The following is a 14,792-nucleotide window of genomic DNA, read 5'->3' on the forward strand; positions in this document are numbered from 1 at the left end:
ACAGATCGTGATGCCCAGGGCGTCGCGCGAACGGCTTCGATGGCACATGCTGGGTCGTGTCATCGTGTTCGGGACCGACATCTACGCTCTGAGCCTGTGGGCCAGACCGTGCGCGGTCCCCGAACCGACGCCGTGAGCCGACCGGGGGGAAGGCCGCACAGCATGGTCAGGGAGGCCCGCTTGCTCGGGAGGAGGGTGCGACCGCGGTGTCCGAGGGGGAGATCGGCCGAATACTGAACGATCGTTACCGGCTGAGCCGCAGTCTCGGCCGAGGCGGTATGGGCGAGGTCTGGCTGGCCGTCGACACCGCCCTCGGTCGCGAGGTCGCGATCAAGGAACTGCTGCTGCCCAAGTCGCTGGACGCGGGATCCCAGCGTTCCTGGCTGGAGCGCAGCAAGCGCGAGGCGATCGCGGCGGCCCGTATTCGCCACGAGAACGTGGTGACGGTGCACGACGTCTTCGAGGAAGACGGTTTGCCGTGGATCGTCATGGAATTGGTGATTTCGCGGTCGCTGGCCGACGTGATCCGCGCGGAGGGTCGACTCGACCACGCCGAGGCGGCCCGGATCGGCCTGGACGTGCTGCGGGCGTTGCGCGCCGCACACGCCAAGGGTGTGCTGCACCGCGACGTGAAGCCCGCCAACGTCCTGCTCGGCATGGACGGCCGGGTGGTGCTCACCGACTTCGGCATCGCCACCTTCGTCGACGCGCCCCAGGTGACCCAGTTCGGCGAACTGCTCGGCACGCCGGGCTATCTGGCGCCCGAGCGCGCGGAACAGTTCGCCCGGGCCCGGCCCAGCGTGCTCACCGACGACGCGAACGGGGACCACACGCTCGCCGACCGGCCGGACGTGCTCGATCCCGCCTCCGACCTGTGGTCGCTGGGCGCGACGCTGTACGAAATGGTCGAGGGCCTGGCCCCGTTCAACCGGGCCTCGCCGGTGGAGGTCGTGGACGCGGTGGTCAACGCGCCGCCCGCGCCGCCCCGGCACGCCGGTCCGCTGGAGTCGGTGATCATGGGCCTGTTGCGCAAGGACCCGACCCGGCGCCTGGACGCCAAGGAGACCGACGCGCTGCTGACCCGGGTGGTGCAGGACTCGGTACCGGTGACCTGGGGTGGTGATCCGCTGCCCCGCCGCGACGAGCGCGCCGAGCGGGACGAGGACGTCGACGCGACCTTCGCGGGCGAGCCGCCGGCCGACGAGCCGCCCGCGCGCCCGGCGCGCCGGTCCCGCTGGTGGCGGCGTACCCGGATCGCGCTGCCCGCCGCGCTGGCCTTCCTGCTGGTCGCGGTCGGGGTGTCGTGGCTGGCGGTGGAGAACAACCGGGCGGAGGGCGGCACGCACGAGGCCGACCCGCTCGCGAATCTGCGCAAGAACTCGCCGACGTACCGGGAGATGGTGGCCCGGGGCCGGGTGATCATCGGGGTCAAGCCGGACCAGCCGGGGTGGAGCGTGCGCACCGGCGATCAGGCGTATCAGGGCTTCGACGACGACGTGGCCCTGATGATCGCCGAGGACCTGGGGTTCAAGGACCGCGTCACGTTCATGGACGTGGAGACGCAGAACCGCGAGTACCGGATCACCAGCGGCCAGGTCGACCTGGTCGTGGCGAGCTACACGATCAACGCGGCCCGCGCGCAGAAGGTCTCCTTCGCCGGGCCGTACTACATCGCCGGGCAGGACTTCCTGGTCCGCACCGACGATCCCGACGTCAACGGTCCCGAGGACCTCGCGCGCAGCTCCGTGTGCGTGGTGCGCGAGTCGACCTCGGCGCTGCGCATCCGGGGCGAGTTCCCGACCATGCGGGTGGAGGAGCGCGGCAAGTACTCGGAGTGTGTGGACGAGTTGCTGGCCGGCAGGGTGCGCGGGGTGAGCACCGACGACGCGATCCTGTCCGGCTTCGTCGTGCAACACCCGGGGGCGCTGCGGATCCTGGGCCGGCCGTTCTCCGACGAGCCGTACGGAGTGGGACTGAGCAAGGGCGACATGGCGCTCGCCGAGGCCGTGTGCGGCGCGCTGAACCGGCACATCGCCAACGGCGACTGGCAGCGCGCGTACGACGCGCGGTTGCGCCCGCTGGGCCTGCCGCAGCCGCGCGCGCCGCAGTGCCGGGTGAACGAGTAGGCCGCCGACCGGAACGGGCCCGCGTCCGCCTTCGCGGCGGCCGGGCCCGCACGGCCTCGGCGCCGGGTGGATCCCGTGTCGCGCGGCGCCGGTTCAGTCGGCCCTGGGGACCGTCAGCGTGACGGTGAGGCCGCCGCCCTCGCGCGCGGCGAAGTCGATCGTGCCGCCGCTCGCGGCGAGCAGGGTGCGCGCGATGGACAGGCCCAGACCGGAGCCGTCCACGTTCTGGTGCCGGGGGCTGCGCCAGAAGCGGTCGCCCACCCGGCGCATCTCCTCGAAGGTGAGCCCGGGGCCGCGGTCGCTGACCCGGATCTCCACCTCGCCGCCCACCGCCGCGCACGCGACCGTGATCGTGCTGTCCTCCGGGGCGAACTTGAGCGCGTTGTCCAGGATCGCGTCCAGCGCGCTGCCGAGCGTGACCGGGTCCACGTTGCCCGTCAGCGCCGCCGGGCCCTCCTGCTCGAACCGCCGGGCGCGCGAGCGGGCCAGGGTCTGCCACGCGTCCACCCGCTCGTGCACCAGCGCCGCCACGTCCACGGCCCGGGCCGACGGGCGCGCGTTCTCGGCCAGTGCCAATTCGAGGAGTTCGTCCAACACACGGGTGAGCCGACGGCCCTCGTCCCGCACCCCCTCCAGCGTCTCGCCGTGTCCCGGCGGCAACGACAGGCCCAGTTCCTCGATCCGCAGGAGCAGCGCGGACAGCGGGTTGCGCAACTGGTGCGAGGCGTCGGCGGCGAACGCCCGCTGCTGGTCCACCACGGTCTCCACGTGGTCCGCCATCTCGTTGAACGACCGTGCCAGGCGCCGCAGTTCCGGCGGCCCCTGGGCGCCGGCCACACGCGCCCCGAGCCGGCCGGTGGCGATCTCGTGGGTCACCGAGTCGAGCACCCGCACCGGGCGCAGCACCCAGCCGGTCAGCCGGGTCGCGAGCAGCAACGCGGCCAGTACCGCGACCACTTCGCCGGCGAACAGAATCAGCCACACCCGCTGGATCTTCGCGCGCATCCGACCGGTCGGCGAGTCGGTGAGCACCACCGCCACCACGTCGCCCCGGTGGATCACCGGCACCGCCACCACGATGCGATCGCGCTGCCAGGGCCACACCTGTCCTGGGTCGTCGCTGCGTCGTCCGGCCAGCGCCTCGGTGAACGCGGGCGAGCGCGGATCGACCCGAAATCCCTGATGGGACACGGCGATCGGCTGGCCGCGCCGGTCGAAGGCGCCGACCCGGATGCCGTAGACGGCCTCGTAGCGCTCCAGCTCGGAGCGGAGCATGTCGAGGTCGACGGCGTCCGGTCCGGGCGGCACGTCGCCGTCGGTCTGCGCGCGCAGCGTGTCCGAGACCACGGTCAGCTGGGTGTCCGAAACGAAGCGGGTGAGGTCGTCCACGCGATCCCGGATCAGCTCCTGCTGATGCGCGGCGGCGCGGGAGATGGCCAACGGGATGCCGAGGGCGATCAGCACCGCGGTCATCAGGGCGAGGAGCAATGCGAGCAGGCGGGTGCGCACGGGAACCGGTGACGATCCTTCGGGAAGCCGGTGGGATCAGGCTTCGGGGACGACACGGTAGCCCACGCCGCGCACCGTCTCGACGATCGCCGGGTTCCCGAGCTTGGAGCGCAGCGACGCGACGTGCACCTCCAGGGTGCGATTGTTGCCCGCCCAGCTGGTGTGCCAGACCTCGCTGATGATCTGTTCGCGGCGGAAGACCACGCCGGGACGCTGGGCGAGGAGGGCGAGCAGGTCGAACTCCTTGCGGGTGAGCACCACGTCGACGCCGCCGACGGTGACCCGCCGGGTGGCGGGGTCCAGCTCGATGCCGCCGGGCCCCTTGGCGGGCGGCGGGGTCTCCGCGGCGGGCGCGTCGCTGCGCGTGCGCCTGCTCACCGCGTGTATTCGGGCCAGCAGTTCGCCGATGTCGTAGGGCTTGGTGACGTAGTCGTCGGCGCCCAGGTTCAGTCCGTGTATCCGGGATCGGATGTCCGCCCGCGCGGTCACCATGATCACCGGGACGTCGCACAGCCTGCGGATCCGGCTGCACACCTCGAAGCCGTCGTGGTCGGGCAGCGACAGGTCCAGGAGCACCACGTCGGGCACGTCGTCGAGCGCGGCGAGGGCCTCCTCGCCGGTGGTCGCGTGCCGCACGGTGAATCCGTGTCGGCCCAGCACCGCGCGTAGCGGCGCGGCGACTCGCAGGTCGTCCTCAACGAGCAGGAGGCGCACGTGGTTCCTCACATCTGACGGTCCGTTACCGACTCTTGACCTCAAGACAAGCTCAAGTGCACTGACTGGAGGGGTGCTGCCTGCCTTAGTGTCACGCACCACCCGGCCTCGCCGGGAGCCCTCGAACCCACCTGCCACCCGGTCGCGCAAAAAGATACGGGACGACTCTGGACGGAGCCCGCCATCGTGACGACGGATGCCTCTGACACCACACCGAAGCCGCCGGTGCTCACCAAGAGCGAAGTCGGCAAGGACGCCGTCCACCCCGGCGCACCCCTTGTCGTCTTGGAGAACGTCAACAAGCACTTCGGCGCCCTGCACGTGTTGCAGGACATCGACCTGACCATCCACAAGGGCGAGGTCGTCGTCGTCATCGGTCCGTCCGGATCGGGCAAGTCGACCCTGTGCCGCACGATCAACCGCCTCGAGGCGATCGACGGCGGCCGGATCACCATCGACGGTGCCCTGCTGCCGCAGGAGGGCCGCGAGCTGGCCCGGCTGCGCTCCGACGTGGGCATGGTGTTCCAGTCGTTCAACCTGTTCGCGCACAAGACCGTGCTGCAGAACGTCACGCTCGGCCCGCTCAAGGTCCGCCGCGAGAAGGCCGACGTGGTCACCCGGCGCGCGCACGAGCTGCTCGACCGGGTCGGCGTGGGCAGCCAGGCGGACAAGTACCCCGCCCAGCTCTCCGGTGGCCAGCAGCAGCGCGTCGCGATCGCCCGCGCGCTGGCCATGGAGCCCAAGGTGATGCTCTTCGACGAGCCCACCTCGGCGCTCGACCCGGAGATGATCAACGAGGTACTGGAGGTCATGCGCGACCTGGCCCGCGAGGGCATGACGATGGTCGTGGTGACCCACGAGATGGGCTTCGCGCGCTCCGCCGCGAACCGGGTGATCTTCATGGCCGACGGCCGCATCGTCGAGGAGAACACGCCCGAGGAGTTCTTCAGCAACCCGCGCAGCGACCGGGCCCGGGACTTCCTCTCCAAGATCCTGCACCACTGAGCGCCGTCGGGCGCCCCCAGCCCGCCCGACGCCGCGACTCCCGCTCCGCAGCCCGTGATTCGGCTGCCGCCAGGCCTGTTCCCCTTTTTCGAAGGACGTTGATCATGAAGATGCGCTCATCCGTGGCCGTCGCCGGCATCGCCGTGCTCGCCCTGTTCGGCACCGCGTGTGGCAAGGACGGTTCGCCCGAGGCCAAGACCCCGGCCGGCTCGACCGGCGGTTCGCAAGGTGCCCCCGGCGCGCCCGGCGGCGCCGCGCCCGAACTGCCCACCTACACGCCCAAGACGGGTGTGGCGCTCACCGGCTCGAAGACGTTCGACGCGGCCAAGTCGCGCGGCAAGCTGGTCGTCGGCGCCAAGGAGGACCAGCCCTTCCTCGGCTCCAAGGACCCGGCCACCGGCAAGGTCTCCGGTTTCGACATCGAGATCGCCAAGATGATCGCGGCCGACCTCGGCTTCGGCCCGGACAAGATCGAGTTCAAGGCGATCGCCTCGACCAACCGTGAGAACGCCCTGGTCAACGGCGACATCGACTACTACGTCGGCACCTACAGCATCACCGACAAGCGCAAGCAGCAGGTGTCCTTCGCGGGTCCGTACTACATCGCCGGCCAGTCCCTCCTGGTCCGCAAGAACGAGACCGCGATCACCGGCAAGGACACCATCAAGGGCAAGACGGTCTGCTCGGCGAAGGGCTCGACCCCGCTGCAGAACCTGCAGACCAACTTCCCCGACACCACCACCCGGGTCTTCGACACCTACTCGCTGTGTGTCGAGAGCCTGCTCTCCAACCAGGTCGACGCGGTCTCCACCGACGACGCGATCCTCAAGGGCTACGCGGCCAAGGACCCGAAGGCGCTCAAGGTGGTCGGCGAGCCGTTCACCGTCGAGAACTACGGCGTCGGCCTGAACAAGGACGACTCGGTCTTCCGCAACGCGGTCAGCGACGCCCTCGACGCGCACGAGAAGAGCGGCGACTGGAAGAAGGCGTACGACGCCACCCTGGGCCTGTCCGGCTCGGCGGCCCCGGCCATCCCGGCGCTCGTCCGCTACTGATCGTCCGCAGTCACGCGCGCCGGCCGGTCCCGGCTCCCCCTCGACCGGCCGGCGCGTGCCCCCTCCCGTCCCCGTCGCACCAGACCGTGGGTACGGGCCGTCACGCCAACCCCTGAACCCACGATCACGGAGAGGAGGGCTCGATCACGATGCTCGAAGTGATCCAGGACAACTGGGACCTCTTGCGGCACGGCTTCGTCGGGACGCTCAAGCTGACCGTCGTCTGTGGGATCGTGTCGCTTCTGCTCGGCACGCTGATAGCCGCGTGTCGGGTCTCGCCGGTGCCGCCGCTGCGCTGGTTCGGCACCGCCTACGTCAACCTTTTCCGCAACACCCCCCTGACGCTGATCTTCTTCGCCGTCGCGCTCGGTTTCCCGAAGCTGCGGTTCAACCTCTCCTACTTCGAGTTCGCGGTCATCGCGCTGAGCACCTACACCGCCGCGTTCATCTGCGAGGCGATCCGCTCGGGCATCAATACCGTGCCGATCGGCCAGGCCGAGGCGGCCCGCAGCCTCGGAATGTCCTTCACCCAGTCGCTGAGCCAGATCGTGCTGCCCCAGGCCGGTCGGGCGGCGGTCCCGCCGATCGGCAGCCTGCTGATCGCGATGGTCCGCAACTCGGCCATCGCCAGCGCCTTCAACGTCACCGAACTCATGGGCACCAGCGCGGAGATGGTCGAGAACGGCTACAAGTCGCTGTGGGTCCTGCTGTGGATCGCGGTCGGCTACCTGATCATCACCCTGTCCATGAGCGCCGCGCTGGCCGCGCTCGAAAAGAAGCTGGCGGTGGTCCGATGAGCCGCGAAGCGAGCGTGCTGTTCGACGTCCCCGGTCCCAAGGCGCGTCGCCGCAACCTGATCATCGGCGTCGTCGGCAGCCTGGGCCTGGCCGCGTTCCTGGTCTTCGTGATCGTGCGGTTCAACGACACCGGCCAGTTCGAGTCGGCGAAGTGGGACCCGTTCCAGTACAGCGGTGTCCAGCAGTTCATCTTCGACGGCCTCAAGGCCACGCTGAAGGCGTTCGCGCTGGCCGCGGTGTTCTCCATCCTGCTCGGCGCCTTCCTGGCCGCCGGTCGGCTCTCCGATCACCGGATCGTGCGCTGGGCCTCGACCACGTTCGTGACCTTCTTCCGCGCCATGCCGCTGCTGGTGCTGATCTTCATGCTCTACCTCGTCCCGGGCAGCCAGGGCTGGTGGAAGTGGGATCCGATGTGGCCGCTGGTGGTCGGTCTGACCATCTACAACGGCACCGTGCAGGCGGAGAACATCCGCGCCGGCATCCTCGCCGTGCCCAAGGGGCAGAGCGAGGCGGCCTACGCGCTGGGCATGCGCAAGACCCAGGTGATGACGATGATCCTGGTCCCCCAGGGCATCCGCACCATGCTTCCGACGATCATCAGCCAGATCGTGGTGACCCTCAAGGACACCTCGCTCGGCTTCCTGATCACCTACCCGGAACTGCTCGCGGCGGCCAAGCTGATCGGCGGCTACCAGGACTACAACATGCCGTTCATCCCGGTCACCATCATCGTCGGCACCATCTACGTGGCGATGTGCATGATCCTGTCGGCGTTCGCGACCTGGCTGGAGCGCAGGCTGCGCACCTCCCGCAAGGGCAAGCCGCCGGCCGTCGTGCCGCCCACGCAGGCCGAGTTGTCCCGCGACAACGTGGCCATCGTCTGACCCGGTCGAACGCGCCGTCCCACCCCCGCACCACCGACCGACGCCCCGCGGTGAACGCCACCCGCGGGGCGTCGCTTTGTCGTCGTAGGGCCCCGGTGCCGGATGATGGGCGACGAGTACGACACGTCTTGCAACACTTGGGGGGCCACGATGGCGGGCAACGCTCCGCGCGCGGACTCGGTGATCATCGCGGGCGCCGGGCCCGCCGGTTTGGCCGCCGCACTGGCGCTGGCCGGGCGCGGGGTGCGCTCGGTGGTGCTCGACACGGGCAACGGCACACCGCGCGCGGGCTCGCGGGCCTGCGGTCTGGAGGCCTCGACACTGGCCTTCGTCTACGACCTGACGGGCACTCGGCTCGACGGCGCCGCCGAACCGTGGGGCGTCCAGCGCATCCGCCGCCGCGGTCGCGACGTACCGCAGCCGGCGGCCGAGCCCGAGGCTCCCGTGCGCTACGGGTTGTCCCAACAGCGGCTGGAGCGCGCCCTGTTGGACGCCGCGCACGCCAGCCCCCTGGTGACCACCGCGTGGCGCCACCGGATCGAAAGCGTCGAGCAGGACGAGACCTCCGTCACCGTGCTCGCCCGGGGCCCGGGCGGGCCGGTCAGGTTTCGGGCCCAGTGGCTGGTCGGCTGCGACGGCGCCCGCTCGGTGGTGCGCCGCGCGGTCGACGTGCGCTTCCCGGGCCGGCCCCGGGTGGACCGGCTGTTGTGCGCGGACGTGAAGGTACGGCTGCCGCGCCGGATCACCGCGACCGCGCTGGTGCCGCCGGACCCCTCGCTCGCCGACGAGCCCGCGAGCCCGGACGTCGGCGGGCCGGCCACGCCGTGGTTGTTCGTCGACCCGCCCTTCCACCGCGGCGGCACCGTCCTGGCCCAGCCGCTGCCGGACGACGTCTGGCGGCTGACCTGGCAGTTGCCGATGGCCCACGGGGTGGCCAAGGCCGCCGAGGAGACCCGGGTGATCCCGGTGACGGGCGATCCGGCCGACCCCAAGCGGATCGCCGCGCGGGTGCGTTCGGTGCTGCGCACCCTCGACGCGCTCTCGCCCGAGCCCGACACGTCCGAGGATCCCGCGCACGACCTGCTGTGGAGCGGCGAGTACGAGGTGCATCAGCGGCTCGCCCGACGCTTTCGGGTCGGCCGGGTGCTGCTCGCCGGCGACGCCGCGCACCTGGTCCACCCGTCCGCCGCCGACGCGGTCGAACTCGGCCTCCAGGACGTGCGCAACCTGGCCTGGAAGCTGGCCTTCACGCTGCGTGGCTACGCGCCCATCCGGCTCCTGGAGACCTACCACGGCGAACGTCGAGGGGCCGCCCGCCGTCGGCTCGCGCTCGGGGAGGACGCGCTGCACTTCCTCGCGCCCGCGAGCCCGGCGCAGAAGGTCGGCCGCCGGTTGACCCTGATGGGCGCGCGCGGCAAGGGCACCACGCTGCGCCGGCTCGACCCGCGCGGGCCGGCGGCGAACACGTCCGGCCCGGACTACACCGGCTCGCCGCTGCTCACCCCGGGCCCCGGCGTGGGCGAGTGGATCCGCGACGTGGAGGTGTTTCGCGCGGACGGTGCCGAGGGGTGGCTGAGCGAGTGCCTGGACCGCGGCCTGGTCGTGCTGCTGATCGCCCCCGGCATAGAGGTGTGGCACGGCGGCGGCTGGCGCGAGGCGGGCCTGATGCCGAGGCTGCGCGGACGGCTGGACAAACTCGCCGCGCCCGCCGAGCTGGTGGTCACCCCGGACTACCCGGGCGCCACCGCCCACACGATCCTGCTGATCCGCCCCGACGGCTACATAGCCGCCCACCTGCCCCCCGACCACCTGGACATCCTGGAACAGTCCATCGACCGAGCCCGCGGAGCCGGCCACTGACACGGCACCACACCAGGCACCGGACGGGCCGATTTTCGGCCCGCCCGGAACAGGCAAGGTCGACCGGGAGACCCGACCGTGCCGGCGGAGTTCGAAAAGGCCCTCCGACCTGCTTGTGCACAGGTCGGAGGGCCTTCGTTCGGCCGGCCGGCGGATGAGTCGGCCTCTACGCCGGGTATATGCGAGTCATGGGCAGTGACCTGCGGTTTTCTCTTCGAACGATGCCCGATCGCCACCGAATCGCCACATCGATGCGGATCGCCACTCACGCCGCCGTCTCGTAGTCCACCTCGTTGCCCTCAACCTCGACCACCGCAGGAGGCGGGATGAAGCGAGTGCTCGTGATCGAGAAGACGTTGTCAAGGAAGCGTCGACCACTCGCCGCAGAGCCGGCCACCTGGTGCTTGTAGGTGCCTTCCGTCTCTGCTTCGCTAGCGTGCCCCACCCACAGACTGACCTCGGACAGTGGTGCGCCCGCTGCAAGAGCCGTCGAGACGAAGGTGTGCCGAAGGTCGTGGAATCGGAAGTCTTCTGGCAGTCCGACAGCCTTCCGAGCCTTGTTCCACGTCTTGTAGAACGCGTCACGACGGATCAGGTTACCCCGGGAGGATACGAAGATTACGGGGCGACTCGCTGGCACGTTGTCTTCGACGTGCTTGAGCAGCACTGCCTTGGCTAGGTCGGGGAACGGTGTTTCACGGCCGTAGGACGCGGCGGTCTTCGTATAGTCGACCAGAACGGCCCGGGACTTGACCTTAATCACCTGTCGCTTGACGACGAGAACGCCTTCGTCCCATTGCACGGCATCTCGACAAAGTCCCAGCGCCTCGCCGAGGCGCAACCCACATAGAGCCCCGATGAACACCACGGCTCGGTAGTGCTTTGGCAAGTTCTCGTAAAGACCCAAAACCTGTTCCAGCGTAGCCGGGACAACCCTGCGTTTTGTAATTTCTGGCAGTTCGATATCGACGCAGGGCGAGACCGGAAGAATACGTTTCTTAACCGCTCGATTGACGCAGGCCCTGAATGTTTTGTAAATCAGGTGAACGGTCCGGGGAGCCAAACCCTTGGCCTCAAGCGCCCAAACCCAGCGCTGCACCTCCATGGGTTCTATCCGGTGGAGCAAGGTTCCACCAAAGTGCGGAACGATGTGATTTCTCTGGTTTCGCTCGTACGACTCCTGCGTGCCCGGCTTGCGCTTGCCGAGTTTTATCCACTCGTCCGACCACTGCTTGTAGGTGGTCTTCAGATGCTGGGGGCGTAGAACTTGCCCACGAGACTTTGCCGCCTTGACCTTGGCTTCGTATGCCTCGGCCTGCGCCTTGAGTTCGAAGGTCATGTCGGCGGGGTCGCCGTTTGCATCTCGAACCCGTGCCGTCCACCCGTGGGTGCAACCCTCTCGGTTGCATTCGCACCTAACTAGGCAGATGCATTTCTTTGCGTTCTTGTGCCTGCATTTCTCCGCGCACAGGCATGGGCACTTGCATCTCTTGCTGACTGACACAACGATCCTTCCGAGTTGCGTACGAAGGAGTGTCCGCTTCTGATGCAGCAGCGGAAGCATCCCGACAGCCAGAAGACTACAGGAGAAACCTACCAAGTCAACTTCTGATTGCTCGTGACATGTCCCACCATGGGCCCGAGTCATGGACACGCAAAGAGCCCAGGAGCCGTAGCTCCTGGGCTCCTCTATGTCAGTTCTGTTGGTCGATCCACCGCTCAAGGTCCGCAGGGCGGCATCTCAGTGTGCGGCCGATTTTCCGAAATGGGATCTTGAGAGGGCGCCAGTTTTCGTAAACCCACGAGGACGGCCGCCCGAGGTACGTTGCCACGTCGTCCACTCCCAGCATTGAGGGCGGGGTCACGCAGCCGCCCCCATGGAGACCTCCCAGTACCGGCGAGCCATGTACTCGGCAACCTCATGGCCCAGACCCCAGTTACGTGCCTCGTCGTAGATGAGGGCCGCGTACCTGGTGAGCAAGAGCGCAACCTTGGCTCCCTGCTCCATCAGCTCCTGATTCAAACCCTCGCCAATCTCGGCGATCAGCTCCTCAAACGAGTTCTCGTTCTTGTCCATGAAACTCCTTCAGTGCTTACTGTCGGCAAGGTCGAGAATCGATCCCCAGGAGCGATCCCCGATTTCAGGCTCGGCCGGGATGAGTACACCGCGGATAGTGATCTCCATGATGCGAGCAGCTTGCTCCGCCAGCTCTCCGGCACGTTCCCTCGGGAATGAAAAGACCAGCTCGTCATGGATCGGCAACCGAACGTGCGGCGTGAATCCGGCCTTATCGAGTTCGATCAGGGCTCGGGCGGTGATGTCTCGCGAACTCGACTGAATGAAGTAGTTGAGAGCGCTATACGCCCGATGCTTATCCACGGGGAGTCTGCGCCCTGTGGCTGTGTAGATGTATCCCGAGCGCTTTGCTTCCCGTGTCAGCCTGTCGGCCAGGCGGCCGACGCCTCGATAAGTCTCGTTGAAGGCGGCCAGAGTTGCGCGGGCAAGCTCCAGGGAGATCCCGGCCTGTTGTGCCAGCGCTTTCGGCCCACCTCCAAAGACGGTCAAAAAGTTGGCCATTTTCCCGACCTTGCGGGGGACTCCTGCGGCATCGGCGGTGATCTGGTGTAGGTCTTTTCCGTCTCGGAAGGCATCCAGCATGACCGGGTCTTGGGAGTAGGCTGCGAGGACTCGCAACTCCATGTTTCCGTAGTCGATGCTGACGCTGACATCGCCCTCATCGGCAAGAAATTCGTGGCGAACGAAAGAACTGCTGGCGGGGAACGTCTGAGCGGCAACGGCACCGGTAATGGTCATGCGTGCCGTCCGAGCTTGGCAACTGTTGATGGATGCGTGGACCCGATCATTTGAGTCACGGTTCAAGACGGCATTCTCGAACCAGGTCGTTCGCCATTTGCCCGCGCGCTTCGCCCGAATCACTGCCTGGCAGAGAGGGTCGTCCGGGTAGCTGGCAAGCAAAGCATCGTCCACCTTCGGGAGTCCCGTTTTGGTACGCCCCGGGATTTTGATTCCTCGCTCGATCAAAGCCTGAGCAACCTGCCGAGTGCTGGCGACGTTTTCGACGCCGTGTTCCGCGGCAATGGCCTGCCATCCACGTTGTTCAGACGCGAGTGCTGCTATCTGCTCAAGGGCGTAGTCGACATCGAGCAGATAGCCAGTTCGTTCGATCTTGGCCGTGATGTGAGCAAGCCTGTGCTCCCACGAGATCAGGCCCGCCCGGCGTGACCGAGGAGGGACCTGCGGCAGCAGTCGAGCACACAGCCGGTATGCAAGAACCGGATCGCACCCGGCGTACAGCAGGTATTCATCGTCGGTGAGGTCAACTGCCTTCCACATCTCGGCCCGGCTGACCTTTAGCCGGCGGGCGATCTGTGAGGCGCTGCCCTTGACCTCGGCCGCCGTCCGGGTGCACAGGTAGTAGGCCGTCAGCTCTTCGAGCCGTAGCCCCGACCCTCCCTCCTTGAGGGCCCGCGGATCGACGAGGTGCGCCAGGAGCTTGGTGTCCAGGGATTTCGGCGCCACGGCCTCCATGGGCAAACCGCATGCCGCTTCCATGGCGTGCATGTCGAAGGTTCCGTTGTGAGCTACGAGCTGGCTTGCGAACCCCAGCGCCCACACGGCGGCGTCGGTGAAGTGGCTATCCAACTCCACTGGGAGTACCCAAGACTCGTCAGCGGTGCCGAACTGTACGAGGCGGACACGGAAGTCGTCGCTCCACCAGTCGAGTCCCGTCGTCTCGGTATCCCACCCGAGGAGCTGTCGGTTGTCGCGAACGAAGAGGTAGAAACGTGACAGATCATCGACGGTTTCGACGATGTTGATCTGTACCGGCGTGGAACGAATGGTGTAGCTCAGCCGCTTCAAGCAGCCTCCCTTCGTGGATTCATTGGGACCGTCTCCCGGCTCGGTATCCCTGGATATAGGCGAGCAGCAGCCCCGGCACGGCGCCGCCCAAAGCGGCCATGAACTCACCCACGGCAGTCGTTTTCGATGTCGTCGAAGGCAAGGTTGAGGCCCGTGACCAGCGATTCCCCAAGGCTCAGGAAAAGGTCGTGTGCAGCCCGCACGGAGAGGTGCGCAACGTGGCTGGACGCGTGTCGATCGTCGGTCGAGTGAGTGATGACGATCGTGATCGTCACTTGCCCTTCACTCGTTTGGGATGCGGATGCTGTCGCCGCTTCGTTGACGACTCCGAGGGTGACGGGCAGATCCAATTCCACAGGGCTCCTTGAGAAGGAGCGGGGGCGGGCCGTCGAACCCGCCCCCACTCAAGTCAACTTTTCGGGCAGGCCAACGCCGCTACTTGACCTTGAACTTGCCGGTCTTCTTGTCGAACCACGCCGGTTCGCACTGATCGGCCTTGTCGGGCGCCGGGCAGAACAGCGCCTTCCAGGTCGGCTTCTCCACCAGGTTTCGTCGACCGTGTTCGCAGGTCACATCGCCCTGCGGTTCTCCACCGTCCCGAGTCGTTACCTTGCCGCCTTCGAACGACTTGGCTGCACCGCTTTTCGGGCCACCGCCCTTGTACTGGTTCCGCGTGTATTCGGCGGCTCGCGCGGTGAGGTCGATGGCACCCTCGGCCTTGAGGGCGGTCAGCAGCTCCACCGTGCGCTTGGCCGCCTCCGTCGCGGTGTGGCCGTACACCTTGGGAGTCAGCCACTCGGCGTCGTAGCCCGCGGCTCCCTTCAAGGTCATGCCAACGACGAACGGCGCCGGAGTGTTCGGAACCTCGGACATGGGCGACTCCTGTGCGGTAGTGGGTTGTTCGGGCGGCGTCTCGTCCCACGGGGACGTGTCGGCGAAAGGATCGATGTCGGTCATCT

14 protein-coding genes are annotated in these 14,792 nt (G+C 67.8%); 6 read left to right on the forward strand and 8 right to left on the reverse strand.

The window, feature by feature from the left end:
* Positions 1-206: 206 nt before the first annotated feature.
* Positions 207-2,126: a bifunctional serine/threonine-protein kinase/glutamate ABC transporter substrate-binding protein gene (locus tag EMA17_RS37095; protein ID WP_126641598.1), complete on the forward strand. Its 1,920-nt coding sequence runs from the start codon at positions 207-209 to the stop codon at positions 2,124-2,126.
* 93 nt (positions 2,127-2,219) lie between these two features.
* On the opposite strand, the gene EMA17_RS37100 is transcribed toward EMA17_RS37095, so the two are convergent.
* Both EMA17_RS37100 and EMA17_RS37105 read right to left on the reverse strand, forming a co-directional pair.
* A complete protein-coding gene (locus tag EMA17_RS37100; protein ID WP_126641599.1) occupies positions 2,220-3,635 on the reverse strand; it encodes a sensor histidine kinase in 1,416 nt (471 codons plus the stop codon).
* Positions 3,636-3,671: 36 nt separating this feature from the next.
* Positions 3,672-4,349 carry a response regulator transcription factor gene (locus tag EMA17_RS37105; protein ID WP_126641698.1) on the reverse strand — a complete coding sequence of 226 codons (678 nt, stop codon included), beginning with the start codon at positions 4,347-4,349 and terminating at the stop codon, positions 3,672-3,674.
* 225 nt (positions 4,350-4,574) lie between these two features.
* Between EMA17_RS37105 and EMA17_RS37110 the strand changes: the two genes are divergently transcribed.
* The 5 genes from EMA17_RS37110 (at position 4,575) to EMA17_RS37130 (ending at position 9,950) form a co-directional block, all read left to right on the forward strand.
* Positions 4,575-5,354: an amino acid ABC transporter ATP-binding protein gene (locus EMA17_RS37110; protein WP_126641699.1), complete on the forward strand. Its 780-nt coding sequence runs from the start codon at positions 4,575-4,577 to the stop codon at positions 5,352-5,354.
* Between the two features lie 104 nt (positions 5,355-5,458).
* Entirely contained in the window at positions 5,459-6,409 is a 951-nt protein-coding gene (locus tag EMA17_RS37115; RefSeq protein ID WP_126641600.1) for a glutamate ABC transporter substrate-binding protein, read from the forward strand.
* 149 nt (positions 6,410-6,558) lie between these two features.
* Positions 6,559-7,206: an amino acid ABC transporter permease gene (locus EMA17_RS37120; RefSeq protein WP_126641601.1), complete on the forward strand. Its 648-nt coding sequence runs from the start codon at positions 6,559-6,561 to the stop codon at positions 7,204-7,206.
* Positions 7,203-8,090, forward strand: a complete 888-nt coding sequence (locus EMA17_RS37125; protein ID WP_126641602.1) for an amino acid ABC transporter permease — start codon at positions 7,203-7,205, stop codon at positions 8,088-8,090. Before EMA17_RS37120 ends, EMA17_RS37125 begins: the two co-directional genes overlap by 4 nt.
* Positions 8,091-8,240: 150 nt before the next feature.
* Positions 8,241-9,950 carry an FAD-dependent monooxygenase gene (locus EMA17_RS37130; protein WP_160161710.1) on the forward strand — a complete coding sequence of 570 codons (1,710 nt, stop codon included), beginning with the start codon at positions 8,241-8,243 and terminating at the stop codon, positions 9,948-9,950.
* Between the two features lie 265 nt (positions 9,951-10,215).
* Here EMA17_RS37130 and EMA17_RS37135 read toward each other — a convergent pair whose 3' ends face one another.
* From EMA17_RS37135 to EMA17_RS37160, 6 genes are all read right to left on the reverse strand, one after another.
* Entirely contained in the window at positions 10,216-11,289 is a 1,074-nt protein-coding gene (locus tag EMA17_RS37135) for a tyrosine-type recombinase/integrase (RefSeq protein ID WP_160161711.1), read from the reverse strand.
* Positions 11,290-11,644: 355 nt separating this feature from the next.
* Positions 11,645-11,800 (reverse strand): helix-turn-helix domain-containing protein, encoded by a 156-nt coding sequence (locus tag EMA17_RS37140; RefSeq protein ID WP_126641605.1) that lies wholly within the window; start codon positions 11,798-11,800, stop codon positions 11,645-11,647.
* Between the two features lie 11 nt (positions 11,801-11,811).
* Positions 11,812-12,027, reverse strand: a complete 216-nt coding sequence (locus EMA17_RS37145; RefSeq protein ID WP_126641606.1) for a hypothetical protein — start codon at positions 12,025-12,027, stop codon at positions 11,812-11,814.
* 9 nt (positions 12,028-12,036) lie between these two features.
* The gene (locus tag EMA17_RS37150) at positions 12,037-13,833 is read right to left on the reverse strand and encodes a DNA polymerase (protein ID WP_126641607.1); all 1,797 of its coding nucleotides are present in this window, start codon (positions 13,831-13,833) and stop codon (positions 12,037-12,039) included.
* A 104-nt stretch (positions 13,834-13,937) separates the two neighbouring features.
* Positions 13,938-14,189, reverse strand: coding sequence for a hypothetical protein (locus EMA17_RS37155; RefSeq protein ID WP_126641608.1), 252 nt, complete (start codon positions 14,187-14,189; stop codon positions 13,938-13,940).
* 79 nt (positions 14,190-14,268) lie between these two features.
* A complete protein-coding gene (locus EMA17_RS37160; protein ID WP_126641609.1) occupies positions 14,269-14,790 on the reverse strand; it encodes a D29-gp49 family protein in 522 nt (173 codons plus the stop codon).
* Positions 14,791-14,792 lie beyond the last annotated feature (2 nt).

This window comes from Embleya hyalina (assembly GCF_003967355.1).
Taxonomy (GTDB): Bacteria; Actinomycetota; Actinomycetes; order Streptomycetales; family Streptomycetaceae; genus Embleya; species Embleya hyalina.

What these genes read in the sequence shown, in the direction of transcription:
- EMA17_RS37125 (WP_126641602.1), top strand. Translation starts at nt 7,203, where the DNA reads ATGAGCCGCGAAGCGAGCGTGCTGTTCGACGTCCCCGGTCCCAAGGCG.
- EMA17_RS37160 (WP_126641609.1), bottom strand. Translation starts at nt 14,790, where the DNA reads ATGACCGACATCGATCCTTTCGCCGACACGTCCCCGTGGGACGAGACG.
- EMA17_RS37145 (WP_126641606.1), bottom strand. Translation starts at nt 12,027, where the DNA reads ATGGACAAGAACGAGAACTCGTTTGAGGAGCTGATCGCCGAGATTGGC.
- EMA17_RS37130 (WP_160161710.1), top strand. Translation starts at nt 8,241, where the DNA reads ATGGCGGGCAACGCTCCGCGCGCGGACTCGGTGATCATCGCGGGCGCC.
- EMA17_RS37120 (WP_126641601.1), top strand. Translation starts at nt 6,559, where the DNA reads ATGCTCGAAGTGATCCAGGACAACTGGGACCTCTTGCGGCACGGCTTC.
- EMA17_RS37135 (WP_160161711.1), bottom strand. Translation starts at nt 11,289, where the DNA reads ATGACCTTCGAACTCAAGGCGCAGGCCGAGGCATACGAAGCCAAGGTC.
- EMA17_RS37140 (WP_126641605.1), bottom strand. Translation starts at nt 11,800, where the DNA reads ATGCTGGGAGTGGACGACGTGGCAACGTACCTCGGGCGGCCGTCCTCG.
- EMA17_RS37115 (WP_126641600.1), top strand. Translation starts at nt 5,459, where the DNA reads ATGAAGATGCGCTCATCCGTGGCCGTCGCCGGCATCGCCGTGCTCGCC.